This window comes from Neomesorhizobium albiziae, from assembly GCF_900114255.1.
In the GTDB taxonomy this organism is placed as follows: domain Bacteria; phylum Pseudomonadota; class Alphaproteobacteria; order Rhizobiales; family Rhizobiaceae; genus Neomesorhizobium; species Neomesorhizobium albiziae.
Genome location: NZ_FOSL01000008.1, coordinates 18927 through 31757 on the forward strand (window position 1 = coordinate 18927; position 12831 = coordinate 31757).

11 protein-coding genes are annotated in these 12831 nt (G+C 63.0%); 7 read left to right on the forward strand and 4 right to left on the reverse strand.

Annotated elements, in window-relative coordinates; genetic code table 11:
• Positions 1 to 2 precede the first annotated feature (2 nt).
• From cysN to nadC, 6 genes are all read left to right on the forward strand, one after another.
• The gene (gene cysN / locus F3H98_RS14395) at positions 3 to 1940 is read left to right on the forward strand and encodes a sulfate adenylyltransferase subunit CysN (RefSeq protein WP_149760847.1); all 1938 of its coding nucleotides are present in this window, start codon (positions 3 to 5) and stop codon (positions 1938 to 1940) included.
• Complete coding sequence (gene cysQ, locus F3H98_RS14400; protein WP_149760848.1) at positions 1903 to 2748, forward strand: 3'(2'),5'-bisphosphate nucleotidase CysQ; 846 nt, start codon at positions 1903 to 1905, stop codon at positions 2746 to 2748. The genes cysN and cysQ overlap by 38 nt, the downstream gene beginning before the upstream one ends.
• Positions 2749 to 2963: 215 nt before the next feature.
• A complete protein-coding gene (locus F3H98_RS14405; protein WP_149760849.1) occupies positions 2964 to 3929 on the forward strand; it encodes an NUDIX hydrolase in 966 nt (321 codons plus the stop codon).
• Between the two features lie 65 nt (positions 3930 to 3994).
• Positions 3995 to 4969: a quinolinate synthase NadA gene (gene nadA, locus F3H98_RS14410; protein WP_149760850.1), complete on the forward strand. Its 975-nt coding sequence runs from the start codon at positions 3995 to 3997 to the stop codon at positions 4967 to 4969.
• Positions 4966 to 6507, forward strand: a complete 1542-nt coding sequence (locus tag F3H98_RS14415; RefSeq protein ID WP_149760851.1) for an L-aspartate oxidase — start codon at positions 4966 to 4968, stop codon at positions 6505 to 6507. The genes nadA and F3H98_RS14415 overlap by 4 nt, the downstream gene beginning before the upstream one ends.
• On the forward strand, positions 6507 to 7358 hold the full coding sequence (gene nadC, locus F3H98_RS14420; RefSeq protein ID WP_149761034.1) for a carboxylating nicotinate-nucleotide diphosphorylase: 852 nt from the start codon (positions 6507 to 6509) through the stop codon (positions 7356 to 7358). Before F3H98_RS14415 ends, nadC begins: the two co-directional genes overlap by 1 nt.
• Positions 7359 to 7420: 62 nt before the next feature.
• On the opposite strand, the gene F3H98_RS14425 is transcribed toward nadC, so the two are convergent.
• From F3H98_RS14425 to F3H98_RS14440, 4 genes are all read right to left on the reverse strand, one after another.
• Positions 7421 to 8563: a DegT/DnrJ/EryC1/StrS family aminotransferase gene (locus F3H98_RS14425; protein ID WP_149760852.1), complete on the reverse strand. Its 1143-nt coding sequence runs from the start codon at positions 8561 to 8563 to the stop codon at positions 7421 to 7423.
• Between the two features lie 235 nt (positions 8564 to 8798).
• Positions 8799 to 9152, reverse strand: a complete 354-nt coding sequence (locus tag F3H98_RS14430) for a nuclear transport factor 2 family protein (RefSeq protein ID WP_149760853.1) — start codon at positions 9150 to 9152, stop codon at positions 8799 to 8801.
• Positions 9153 to 9291: 139 nt separating this feature from the next.
• The gene (locus F3H98_RS14435) at positions 9292 to 10215 is read right to left on the reverse strand and encodes a carbohydrate kinase family protein (RefSeq protein ID WP_149760854.1); all 924 of its coding nucleotides are present in this window, start codon (positions 10213 to 10215) and stop codon (positions 9292 to 9294) included.
• A 133-nt stretch (positions 10216 to 10348) separates the two neighbouring features.
• A complete protein-coding gene (locus F3H98_RS14440; protein ID WP_425294847.1) occupies positions 10349 to 11578 on the reverse strand; it encodes an ROK family transcriptional regulator in 1230 nt (409 codons plus the stop codon).
• A 221-nt stretch (positions 11579 to 11799) separates the two neighbouring features.
• On the opposite strand from F3H98_RS14440, the gene F3H98_RS14445 reads away from it, so the two are divergent.
• Entirely contained in the window at positions 11800 to 12816 is a 1017-nt protein-coding gene (locus F3H98_RS14445; RefSeq protein ID WP_188130436.1) for a sugar ABC transporter substrate-binding protein, read from the forward strand.
• Positions 12817 to 12831: the final 15 nt, after the last annotated feature.

A 12831-nucleotide genomic window follows, 5' to 3' on the forward strand; every position in this document is an offset into this window, starting at 1 on the left:
TCATGCGGCACGTAATGACCAAGGAAATCCCCGGCGCCGGCGACATCCGCGACTATCTCGCCTCGCAGGAGCAGAAATCGCTGATGCGATTCCTCACCTGCGGTTCGGTGGACGACGGCAAGTCGACGCTGATCGGACGCCTGCTCTACGACACCAAGCTGATCTTCGAGGATCAGCTTGCGGCACTTGAAAAGGATTCCCTGAAGCACGGCACCAATGGCGCCGATATCGATTTCGCGCTGCTGGTCGACGGGCTGGAGGCCGAGCGGGAGCAGGGCATCACCATCGATGTCGCCTATCGTTTCTTCGCCACGCCGAAACGCAAATTCATCGTCGCCGATACGCCCGGCCACGAACAGTACACCCGCAACATGGCGACCGGCGCATCGACCGCCGATCTGGCGGTGGTGCTGGTCGATGCGCGCCAGGGTATCCTGCGCCAGACCCGCCGCCATTCGATCATCGCTTCGCTGCTCGGTATCCGTCACATCGCGCTTGCAGTGAACAAGTTCGACCTGGTCGGCTTCGACCGCCAGGTGTTCGAACGCATTGCCGCCGAATACCGCGATTTCGCGGCAAACCTCGGTTTCGCGACGATCGAGCCGATCCCGATGTCGGCGCGCTATGGCGACAATGTTACTCGCCGCTCCAGCGAAATGCCGTGGTATTCGGGCCCGACGCTGCTCGAGCATCTGGAAAACATCTCCATCGATGCGGTGGCGGTTGACCGTCCGTTCCGCTTCCCGGTGCAGTATGTGAACCGTCCCAACCTCGATTTTCGCGGTTTTGCGGGAACCGTGGCGTCCGGCTCCGTCAACAAGGGCGACGACGTGGTCGTTGCGAAGTCGGGCAAGCTGTCGCGGGTAAAGCGCATCGTGGCGCAAGGCGGCGACCTCGCGCGCGCCGTCGAAGGCCAGGCCGTCACGCTGGTTCTCGAAGATGAGGTCGAGGTGTCGCGCGGCAACATGCTGGTGTCGCCCTACACGCGCCCGCATGTCGCCGACCAGTTCGCGGCGAACCTCGTCTGGTTCGACGAAAGCGCGCTTCTGCCCGGCCGCTCCTATATACTGAGGACGGAGACCGACCAGGCGAATGCTACGGTCAGCGACCTGCAATACCGCATCAATGTCAACGACTTCGCCCACGAAGCCGCCAAAACGCTGGAGATGAATGAAGTCGGCGTCGTCAGCGTTTCGGTGCAGGCGCCGATCGCCTTCGACAACTTCGCCGACAACCGCACCACCGGCGCGTTCATCCTCATTGACCGCATGACCAACGCCACGGTCGGCGCTGGCATGATCCTCAATCCGCTGCGCCGCGCCGCCAACATCCACTGGCAGTCGCTGGACGTCGACAAGAAGGCGAGGGCGCTCGCCAAGCATCAGAAATCGGCGGTGCTCTGGTTTACCGGCCTGTCGGGCTCCGGCAAGTCGACCATCGCCAACATGCTTGAGAAGAAGCTGCATTCCGCTGGCCACCACACCTATCTGCTCGACGGCGACAATATCCGCCACGGGCTGAACCGCGATCTCGGCTTCACCGACGAGGACCGGGTGGAAAATATCCGCCGGGTTGCCGAAGTGGCGCGGCTGATGGCCGATGCCGGCCTGATCGTGCTTGTCTCCTTCATCTCGCCGTTCCGCGCCGAGCGGCAGATGGCGCGCGAAATGCTGGAAGAGGGCGAGTTCGTCGAGGTCTTCGTCGACACGCCATTCGACGAATGCGCCAGGCGCGATCCGAAAGGGCTCTACGCCAAGGCGCTTAGCGGCGCGATCCGCAATTTCACCGGCGTCGATTCGCCTTACGAAGCTCCGGAGAAACCGGAAATCCATCTTGAAACGCTCGGCAAATCGCCGGAAGAGATGGTAGAGGCTCTGGAGAACTGGCTTCGTGAGCGTGAAAATGGCGACCAGCAATACGACAGCGGCGGCGGCATCTGACGATATCGCCATACTGGCGCTTTTCGAGCGGCTGGCGCTTGCGGCCGGCCGCGTGGTGCTCGACGTTTTTCACTCCGACATGACGGTAAGCCGGAAAGACGATTCTTCGCCGGTCACCGAGGCGGACCGTCGGGCCGAGAAGATCATTCTCGAAGGCCTGCGCGACGCACTGCCCGATATTCCATGCGTCGCCGAGGAGGAGTGTTCGGAGGGCATCGTGCCGGTCGAACTCGGTGATACCTTCCTGCTGATCGACCCGCTCGACGGCACCAAGGAGTTCGTCACCCGTCACGCCGATTTCACCGTCAACATCGCCTTGATCCGCAACGGCATGCCGGTTGTCGGCGCGGTGTTCGCGCCGATCAGCCGCAAGCTCTATCTGGGGCGTCCGGGCTTTGCCGAAGCCGTCGACATTTCGGATGATTTTACACCGGGCGGCCGTCGGCGGATTGCCGTCAGGGAAGGGTTCGAGCCGGTGACGATCGTTGCCAGCCGCTCGCACCGCACGCCGGAGACGGATGCCTATATCCTGAAATTCCGCACTGCCGAGATCGTCTCGGTCGGGTCTTCCCTGAAATTCTGCCTGATTGCCGCCGCCGAAGCGGATGTCTATCCGCGTTTCGGCCCGACGATGGAATGGGATACGGCGGCCGGCGATGCGGTGCTGCGCGCCGCCGGCGGCGCCACCGAAATGGTCGATGGAACCCCGCTCGTCTATGGCAAGCGGGGCCGTCCGGACTGGCTGGATTTCGCCAACCCGGCCTTCATAGCGCGCGGCCGGGTGGAGTGCCCGGCAGGCGGCGTTTAACGCCGTCGGTGTAAAGAGGCTGCCCCGCAAGCTCGAATCACGGCCAACCGAGCTCTGGTTGGAAGCCTGGAACTCATCGAATTCTCTACGAGCGGGAAGCAAACGCCGAATTCGCTGCGCTGGACAAATATTGACGGGTAGGACGGAGCAGTTCACCCTTCGCACACATTGGCTCTCTTGGGGCGAACCGACAATCGGAACTGCATCAGACAACCATGCAAGACAAGGCAATCCAGGCGGCGAAGCATCTGGTGGGTAACAGCCGGAGTCAGATCGTGAATGCCGATCTGATAGCCGTAGTGATTGCCGTTACGAATGGTGAACCGCGTTCACTGACAATCGAACAGGCTCATGCTTTGCCGTCCGGTCCTCTGGAGCTCGGCCATCGCTCCCTGCAGTCGGGACTGAGGGCATGGGTGGAGCGGCAGACCGGCCATCCGCTCGGCTATATTGAACAGCTCTACACCTTTGCCGACCGCGACCGGACCGGTGACGAGCATGTGCAGATATCGATCAGCTACCTCGGGCTGACGCGGGAAGAACAGGCCGAAAGGTCTGCAACGCATGGCTGGCGGAGCTGGTACGACTATTTTCCGTGGGAAGATCACCGTGCGGGCGTCCCGCCGGTCTTGCCGGATATCCTTATGCCCCGGCTCCTGGCCTGGGCTGGCGACGCCCAGGACCCGAACATGAGCCATGATCGCCGTCAACGCGTGGCATATGCCTTCGGCCTGGATGACCACGACTGGAATGAAGAACTCGTCCTGCAGCGATACGAACTGCTCTATGAAGCGGCGCTGGTGGAGGAGGCAGTGCGCGGCCGCGACAATGGCAGTCCGCGGTCCATTCCCGGTCGGCCGATGATTGCCGATCATCGTCGCATTCTGGCGACGGCAATCGCCAGGCTTCGAACCAAGATCAAATACCGCCCCGTCGTTTTTGAACTGATGCCGCCGGCATTCACGCTGCTGCAGTTGCAGCGCACCGTTGAAGCGCTCGCCGGCAGGCTCGTGCACAAGCAGAACTTCAGGCGCCTCATCGAACAGCAGGATCTGGTCGAGGAGACAGGCGAGACGATGTCGGCCACAGGCGGGCGCCCGGCGAAGCGTTTCCGCTTCCGCCAGGCCATTCTGGCGGAACGAGCTGTCGCAGGGACGAAATTGCCACTTTCACGCACTTGACATTTCTTATGCTCAAGTTAAGCATATGGGAGTTATACTCATAGCGAGCATAAGGAAAGCCTAACATGCTCAACACTTCCGCCCGTACCGCCATGCTCTACGATCGCGTACGGCGGGTCATCCCGCCCATCGAATGGCCAGCCTTCGCCGATGATATCGACGCCATTCTCGATTTGAAGCAACAGCGAAATGCCGTCATCCTGGCGCACAACTATCAGACGCCGGAAATCTTCCACTGTGTTGCCGACATTGTCGGCGACAGCCTGGCGCTTGCCCGCAAGGCGATGTCGGTCGATGCGGATGTCATCGTGCTTGCCGGCGTTCACTTCATGGCCGAGACCGCGAAGTTGCTCAATCCGCAAAAGACGGTGCTCATTCCCGACCTGGGAGCCGGCTGTTCGCTGGCGGACTCCATTACCGCCGAGGACATCCGACTGCTGCGGCAACGCTATCCCCGGGTGCCGGTTGTCACCTACGTCAACACGTCGGCTGCCGTGAAGGCCGAGTCCGACATATGTTGTACCTCCGGCAATGCGAAAGCTGTCGTGGAGTCGCTGGGTGTTCCTCGGGTGATCATGCTGCCTGACGAATATCTGGCCCAGAACATCGCCGCCCAGACCGCCGTCGAAATCATCGCTTGGAAAGGGCATTGCGAGGTGCACGAGCGCTTCACGCCTGCCGACATCCGCCAGTTGCGTGAAGACCATCCCGGCGTGACGGTGCTTGCCCATCCCGAATGTCCACCCGAAGTGGTGGCCGAGGCCGATTTTTCCGGCTCGACCGCCGCCATGTCGGACTACGTGGGACAGCAAAAACCATCCCGCGTCGTGCTGATGACCGAGTGCTCGATGAGCGACAATGTCGCGGTCGAGCATGCCGAGGTGGAGTTCATCCGGCCCTGCAATTTGTGTCCGCATATGAAGCGGATAACGCTCGCCAACATCCGTACGGCGCTCGAGCAGAACCGCCATGTCGTGACCATCGATCCGGAGATCGCCGGACACGCGCGTCTGGCCGTCGAGCGGATGCTCGCCGTATGAGTGTTGACGTCCGCGATCTCGGCGGCCGGCCGGTCATCATCGGCGGCGGCATAGCTGGGCTGATGACTGCGCTGCACCTGGCGCCTGAGCCGGTGCTTCTCGTGTCGAGATCGGAGCTTGGCGCGGACGCGTCGAGTGCATGGGCACAGGGCGGGCTTGCCGCCAGCCTGGGCGACGATGATGAACCGGCGCTTCACCTTTCCGACACGCTTGCCGCAGGCGATGGGCTTTGCGCTGCGCAGGCAGCAAGGCGCATCGTGAACGCGGCGCCCGACGCGATCGAGGATCTGGCGCGTCTTGGAGTTCGTTTCGATCGGACGCCGACGGGCGCCTTTCGCCTCGGGCTGGAAGCCGCGCACAGTCGGCGGCGCATTGTTCATGCCGGGGGTGACGGCAGCGGACGGGAGGTCATGCGCGGGCTTGTCGCCGCCGTGCGGTCCACGCCGGCAATAGCGGTTGTCGATGGCATCGAAGCGCGCCGGCTGACAGTGGAGGATGGCAGAATCACCGGTGTGCTGGCGAATGGTTCGAAAGGTCCGGTGTTCCTCGCCACGGGGCGGGTCGTTCTTGCCACTGGCGGCATCGGCGGCTTGTTCCACGACACGACAAACCCGTTGGGCAGTTGGGGGCAGGGCCTTGCACTGGCAGCGCGGGCCGGTGCAACCTTTGCCGACTTGGAGTTCATCCAGTTCCACCCGACTGCGCTTGACGGGCTCGACCGTCCGATGTCGCTCATCAGCGAGGCGGTTCGCGGTGAAGGCGCAACGATCATCGACGAGACAGGTCGACGTTTCCTCGACGGCGTGCAAGGTGCGGAACTGGCGCCGCGCGACATTGTCGCGCGCGCTGTCTGGAGACATCTTGCCGATAACCACCGCGTCTTCCTCGACGTGCGCGAAAAGCCAGGCGCGACATTCGCGCAGCATTTTCCGATGATCGCAGCCGCCTGTCGCAAGGCCGGCATCGATCCGGCACGTGATCCCATCCCTATCCGGCCAGCGCAGCACTACCATATGGGAGGTGTCGCCGTGGATATGGCCGGGCGGACCTCCGTTCCGGGGCTTTGGGCTTGTGGCGAAGTTGCCTCGACCGGGCTGCACGGCGCTAATCGGCTTGCCAGCAATTCGTTGACCGAGGCCGCGGTCTGCGCGCGCTGGGTTGCCGACAGTGTTGCCGGTTCGCTCGACAGTGGCCGGAAGCAGGCGGTAGCGCTTGACCTGCCAGCGCCGAATCCAGGGTCTGTGCGACCTCTCCTGTCGCGTGCCCTCGGCGTCACACGGGATGGCGAAAGGTTGAAGGAGGCTGCGCGGGCGTTGTTGCTCCTGCAGCAGCAACAAGGCCCGGCGTCCGATCCAGCCGCTGTCGGGCTGATGATCGCGGTTGGCGCCTTGCTGCGCCAGGAAAGCCGCGGTGCTCATTTCCGGACCGACTTTCCCAGTCGTGCGGCCGTCGCCAGCCGTTCCCAAATCACACTCAACGCGGCGATAGCCGCAGCACGGGAACTGGCATCCTCCCGAGCGTTGGAAAGCATTCTATGATGAACCTGTCACCCCTTCCGACAATCATGCTTGAGCCTTTGGCGCGGGCGGCTCTTCTTGAAGATCTTGGCAGAGCCGGTGACTTGACCTCGGACGCCGTCGTGCCGAAGAACCATCATGTGACAACCGTTCTGGCTGCGCGCCAGGCGGGAACTGTCGCCGGGCTCGATCTGGCAATGCTCGCCTTCAGGCTTGTCGACCACAACGTCGAAATGACCGTGCATCGCGCCGACGGCAGCGAAGTTGCGCAAGGCGAGGCCATTGCGTCGGTGATAGGCCCGGCCCGAGCTATCCTTACTGCGGAACGAACGGCGCTCAATTTTCTCTGCCATCTGAGCGGCGTCGCCACGGCGACGGCGTCGGTTGTTGCAGCGGTTCACGGCCATCGCGCAAAGATCGTCTGCACGCGCAAGACGACACCCGGTCTGCGGGCTGTCGAAAAATACGCTGTACGCGCCGGTGGCGGCGCCAATCACCGCTTCGGCCTCGACGACGCGATCCTGATCAAGGACAATCACATCGCCATCGCCGGCGGAATTCACCCGGCAATCGAGAGGGCGCGAAGCGGCGCGGGTCATCTCGTCAAGATCGAAATCGAGGTCGATACGCTGGCCCAGTTGGAAGAGGTCCTGGCTCTCACCCCCGACGCCGTCCTGCTCGACAATATGTCAGTCGACGAGCTTCGTCAGGCGGTGACGATGGTTGCGGGTCGGGCGATCACCGAGGCGTCGGGCAGGATTACCGCCGCTACGGCGCCAGCCATTGCCGCGACCGGTGTTGACCTGATTTCCATCGGCTGGTTGACCCATAGCGCGCCGATCCTTGATATCGGTCTGGACTTCGTCGGCTGAGTGAACGCAGCCGCGCCCAAGGATGCCGTCGGACCCGCCCAAGCGAGACGCAATAGGGCTTGTTACTCCGCCGCGGCTTTAGACGATTGGCCTTCCAGAAAGCCGCGGATGGTGTCGATGATCCGGTCCTGGTCCGCTTCGCTCAGGTAGGGGTGCATCGGCAGGCACAATATGTGCTTGGGCAAGGTCTCCGAAACGGTCAGGCCGCTCGGCGTGCGGGGAAACTCCCGGTAGGCGACTTGGCTGTGCAGCGGCTTCACGTAGTAGATGACCGAAGGAATGGCCTTTTCCTGCAGATGCGTCTTCAGCGCGTCGCGGTGGGATGTTTCGATCGCGTACTGCGCCCATGCCGAGCGGCTGCCGCTGGCGATGGTCGGCACCCGCACGATATCGCCGAGACCCTCATTGTAGCGCTTGGCGACCTTCTGGCGGGCGACCACCTCGTCTTCGAGGATGGCCAGCTTCTCGATCAGGATTGCCGCCTGCAACGTGTCGAGACGCGAATTCACCCCGACATGGATGTTGTCGTACTGTGTCTCGCCCTTGCCGTGGAAGGCGAAGGAACGCAGGCGCTCGGCAAGGTCGCCGTCATTGGTGAGCATGGCGCCGCCGTCGCCGTAGCAGCCGAGCGGCTTTGCCGGATAGAAGCTGGTGCCGGCGACATGGCCGAAGGCGCCGCACATCTTGCCGTCGACCGAACCGCCGATCGACTGGGCAGCGTCCTCGATCACCAGAAGGTTCTCGCGTTCGGCGATCTTCTGGATCGCCGCGTAGTCGGCGCCAAGCCCGAAAAGGTCGACCGGGATGATGGCGCGCGGCTTTAGCCGCCCCTCGGCCTTCACCATGGCAATCGCGGCCTCGAGGCTGGCGATGTCGATGTTGTAGGTTTCGGCGTCGACATCGACGAACACCGGTTCGGCCTTGGCGAGCGCCACCACTTCGGCGGTCGCGGCGAAGGTGAAGCTCGGCACGAATACGGCGTCGCCCGGACCGATGCCCGATGCGTAGAGCGGCAGGAGCAGCGCGTCGGTGCCGTTGGCGCAGGCCACGACATGTTTTACGCCGACATAGGCCGCAAGCTTCTGCTCGAACTCGGCAACCTGAGGCCCGAGAATGTATTTTCCGTCGTTGACGACACGGTCGATGGCTGCCGAGAGGCGGTCGCGGATGCGTTCACGCTGCGCGCCGAGGTCGATGAATTGCATAGTCCGTTCCTGAATATTCGACTTTCGGCCGCTGATATCAGACCGCGAGCGGCCTAGAAAGCACTGTTGCCATGCGTCCGTTTGGCACAATCAGCGCCGGCGTTACCGGCGGTTGCGATCTTAACCACAAGAATCGGCGCAAATGACGGCAGCGGATACCGGCCGGCTCCAGTCCGGTCGAGAACCCGCGCCGCGCCGAAATATAATGTGATCCCGGTGTCGCCCGCAGTGGCGGTCAGTAGAAGAAGCGTTCTTCGACGATCTTGCCGTCCTTGACAGTATAGATGCCGACTTCGTCCATCACAACACGCTCACCAGTCTCCTTTGGCGTCACGTCCAGCTTGAAACGAACGGCAAATTGGTCCCCGTTGACGAAGGGTCCTTCGACCGAACCGCCATGAAGTTCGTGATTCTCATTCCACCAATCGCCCTTCTGCTTGACGGCCTCTTTGCCTTTGCAGACCGCCATTGGGCCATCCATGGCTTCGTAGCTCACTATGTTGTCGGAGTTGTATTTCTTGGCAGCGCCTTCGTGGTCGCCCTGGCTGAGCAGGTCGGTAAAGGCCTTTGCGAGTTCAGCAGTGGTCATCAGCGTTTCCTCCGGGATGAAATGGCAACGCTCATCCAACTCCCAACGCATTGATTTTACCACCATGGCCAGGCGGGCTCCTGACAACTGATGTCAGTTGAAGCATCTCCCCGCGCCCGAAGAGAGCAAGCATGCGGCGCTACCCGAGTTCGTTGCGCCAGGGCGGATTGGCGCCGGCACGCGAGACCGTCACCGCCGCCGCTTTGACGCCGAGCTTCAGGGCCGCGCGGATCGTCTCTGCGGGGAGATCTGCCAGTGCCGCCTTGGTCAATACGCCGTTCTCGTGCAGCGAGGCGAGCACGCCGGCATTGAACGTGTCCCCGGCGCCGACCGTATCGACGACTGTCACTTTTTCGGCGTCGACGGTAACCGTATGGTGGCGCGAATAGGCGATGGCGCCACGGCTGCCGCGGGTCATGACGATCAGCTTCGGACTACCCTCCAGCCATCGCGCGATCACCTCCTCGTGCGTGCCCGGTTCGCCGAACCAGCCGAGGTCTTCGTCCGAAAGCTTGACGATGTCGGCCATCGCCATCATCCGGCGGATCCGGTCAAGATGTTTTTGCCGGTCGGGAATGAAGCCGGGCCGGATGTTGGGGTCGAGCATGGTCACGCGCTGGCCGTGCTCGCGCTGCATCAGCGCCTCGTAGGTGGAGCCGCAGGGCTCCGGGATCAGGCTGATGGCGCCGAACAACATCGCGTTGACGTTCTCATCCAGTGTCGGAAGGTCGTCCTGCGAAAGCATCCGGCCGGCGGTGTTCTCGTCATAGAACGCATAGGACGCGTGGCCGTCGACCAGCCGCACGAAGGCAAGCGTCGTCGGCCGGTCCGAAATCGCCGCATAGTCGGCGCTGACATGGCTGGCGGCCAGAACCTCGCGCAATTGCTGTCCGAATAGGTCGGAAGAAATGCCGGAGAAGAAGCCGACCGGAATGCGCAGCCGCCCCAGCGCGATGGCCGAGTTGAAGACCGCGCCGCCCGCATAGGGTGCGAACGCAGTTTCGCCGGCGGTGCTTTCGCGTGGCAGCATGTCGATCAGCGCTTCGCCGCAACACAGGATCATGCAGGTCCCTTTCCGGTGATGGTCCAGACAATGAGGCTGGCGTAGAGGTCTTGAGCGACAGTTGCAACCGTGGGCGTGGCGTGCCGTTCGATCCGGCGGCGGGATTGCCGGACTACGGCGTCAGGGGGCACCATCATGGCCCCTTCGACGACAGGGCGTTGGCGCTGATCAGAAACCGTTCCGAAAGTGGCAGGCTGGCACCTCCGAGCGCGCGTGCGTGAATGCCGACGGTGCCTTCGCGCACCGAGGGAATGTGCAGGCCTTCGACGTCCACCTTGCCGATCGCCGCCTGGGTGGCGGCGACCAGCCGCTCCCGCACCGACGCCGGCATCCAGCCGTCAATGATGGCGGCCTCGAAATCGATGACGGAAGAGGCCGAAACGATGCCGTAGGCGAGGGCGGAAGCTGCCCCTTCGATCCAGTCGTCCAGCTCTTCGCCGAGGTCGCCCCAGTCTTCAGGGGACGACCACAGCTGCGAAGTCTCCTTGCCCTTGGCGTTCAGCGCCTGCTCGAGGATGGCGATCGAGGCGACGTCGATGAGCTGTGTCGGCTTCCCCGCCGGGCCGGGCACCGGCATCGAACCCAGCGCTCCGGCATTGCCGGACTGGCCGCTGTAGAGGCTGCCGTTGAGCACGACGCCGCCGCCGGCGAAGGCGCCGATGTAGAAATAGATGAAGTCCCTGAGCGCGCCGGTTTGTCCGAACACCAATTCGGCGCCGCAGGCCGACGTGGCGTCGTTCTGCAGGTAGACCGGAAAACTGCATTCGGCCTGGATTTCGGCGCGGATATCGCGATGGCGCCATGCATCCATAATCTCGCGTGGCGCGCCCGCCGTATCGGCCCAGTTCCAGAGCTCGAACGGCATCGCGATGCCGAGGCCGGCGATCCGCTTGTCCTGGGCAGCGGTCAGGCCGGCGCGAATATCGGCAAGCCCGCCGGTGACGAATTCGACGGTCTCGCGCGGCGCCGGATACCGGTAGGACATCTGCCTGGATGCCCGCACCTTGCCGAGGAAATCGATCAGCACCAGTTCTGCGCTGCGGCGGCCGATCTTCAGGCCCAGGAAGTAGGCGCCGTCAGGGTTCAGCGCCATCGGGATCGACGGCTGGCCGATCTTGCCGCGCACCGGTTCCTGACGGATGAAGAGGCCTTCCTTCTCCAGCTCGCGCATGATCACCGAGACGGTCTGCGCCGAAAGCCCCGTCATGCGGGCGATATCGGTCTTGGCGAGGCTGCCGTGCCGGCGCACCAGGGACAGCACGACCCGCTCGTTGGCGTCGCGCATGCCGCTCTGGTTGGTGCCGCGATGGAAGCGGCTCTCGGCCGGCTCGCCCGGCCGTATCGTGGGGTTTCCGGTTTCCACCGGGCGCCTCCGTTCCCGTTATGCTTTTTGCGGACAATGCTGCCAACCGGAGGATGTGTCAATAATAAATAAGAGTGATTTATTAATTGACACAGCTGGAAATTTGATGTTTCGTGGCTGCCAACATCCGGGCCGCGGGAGTGCCTGGATGCTTGTCCGGCGCCGGCTACCGGCGTCAGTTTGCTTCACTGGGAGGAGTTATCGTGACCAAGACCGCTTTCTTGAAATCGTCCGTGTTCGCTGCAGCCGCGGTGGCTTTGATGGGCCTTGCCGCGCCCGCATCGGCGCAGGAGGTCGGCGCCTGCCTGATCACCAAGACCGACACCAATCCTTTCTTCGTCAAGATGAAGGAGGGCGCCACGGCCAAGGCCAAGGAACTGGGCGTCAACCTGAAATCCTACGCCGGCAAGGTCGATGGCGACTCCGAAAGCCAGGTCGCGGCGATCGAAAGCTGCATTGCCGACGGCGCCAAGGGCATCCTGCTCACCGCCTCGGATACCAAAGGCATCGTCTCGACTGTCAAGAAGGCGCGCGATGCCGGCATCCTGGTGATCGCACTCGACACCCCGCTCGATCCGCTTGATGCCGCCGATGCGACCTTTGCGACCGACAATTTCGAGGCCGGGCGGCTGATCGGCGCGTGGGCCGCCGCGACGCTCGGCGACAAGGCCAAGGAGGCAAAGATCGGCTTCCTCGATCTGACGCCGGACCAGCCGACTGTCGATGTGCTGCGCGACCAGGGCTTCATGGCCGGCTTCGGAATCGACACCAAGGACGTCAACAAGATTGGCGACGAGGACGATCCGCGCATTGTCGGCCACGACGTCACCAACGGCAATGAGGAGGGCGGCCGCAAGGCGATGGAGAACCTTCTGCAGAAGGACAACACCATCAACGTCATCCACACCATCAACGAGCCTGCCGCGGTCGGCGCCTACCAGGCGCTCAAGGCTGTCGGCCTGGAAGGCCAGGTGTTGATCGTCTCGGTCGACGGCGGCTGCCCGGGTGTCAAGTCGGTGACCGAGGGCGTCATCGGCGCCACTTCGCAGCAATATCCTCTGCTGATGGCCTCGCTTGGCATCGAGGCGATCGCCGCATTCGCCAAGGACGGCACCAAGCCGAAGCCGACCGAAGGCAAGGATTTCTTCGACACCGGCGTCAACCTCGTCACCGACAAGCCTGCCAATGGGGTCACCTCGATCGACACCAAGGAAGGCACGGCCAAGTGCTGGGGCTGATTACCTTTTAAGCAG

Coding starts and splice junctions, on each gene's coding strand:
- cysQ (WP_149760848.1), top strand. CDS start 1,903: ATGGCGACCAGCAATACGACAGCGGCGGCGGCATCTGACGATATCGCC.
- F3H98_RS14405 (WP_149760849.1), top strand. CDS start 2,964: ATGCAAGACAAGGCAATCCAGGCGGCGAAGCATCTGGTGGGTAACAGC.
- F3H98_RS14415 (WP_149760851.1), top strand. CDS start 4,966: ATGAGTGTTGACGTCCGCGATCTCGGCGGCCGGCCGGTCATCATCGGC.
- nadA (WP_149760850.1), top strand. CDS start 3,995: ATGCTCAACACTTCCGCCCGTACCGCCATGCTCTACGATCGCGTACGG.
- nadC (WP_149761034.1), top strand. CDS start 6,507: ATGAACCTGTCACCCCTTCCGACAATCATGCTTGAGCCTTTGGCGCGG.
- F3H98_RS14430 (WP_149760853.1), bottom strand. CDS start 9,152: ATGACCACTGCTGAACTCGCAAAGGCCTTTACCGACCTGCTCAGCCAG.
- F3H98_RS14425 (WP_149760852.1), bottom strand. CDS start 8,563: ATGCAATTCATCGACCTCGGCGCGCAGCGTGAACGCATCCGCGACCGC.
- F3H98_RS14435 (WP_149760854.1), bottom strand. CDS start 10,215: ATGATCCTGTGTTGCGGCGAAGCGCTGATCGACATGCTGCCACGCGAA.
- cysN (WP_149760847.1), top strand. CDS start 3: ATGCGGCACGTAATGACCAAGGAAATCCCCGGCGCCGGCGACATCCGC.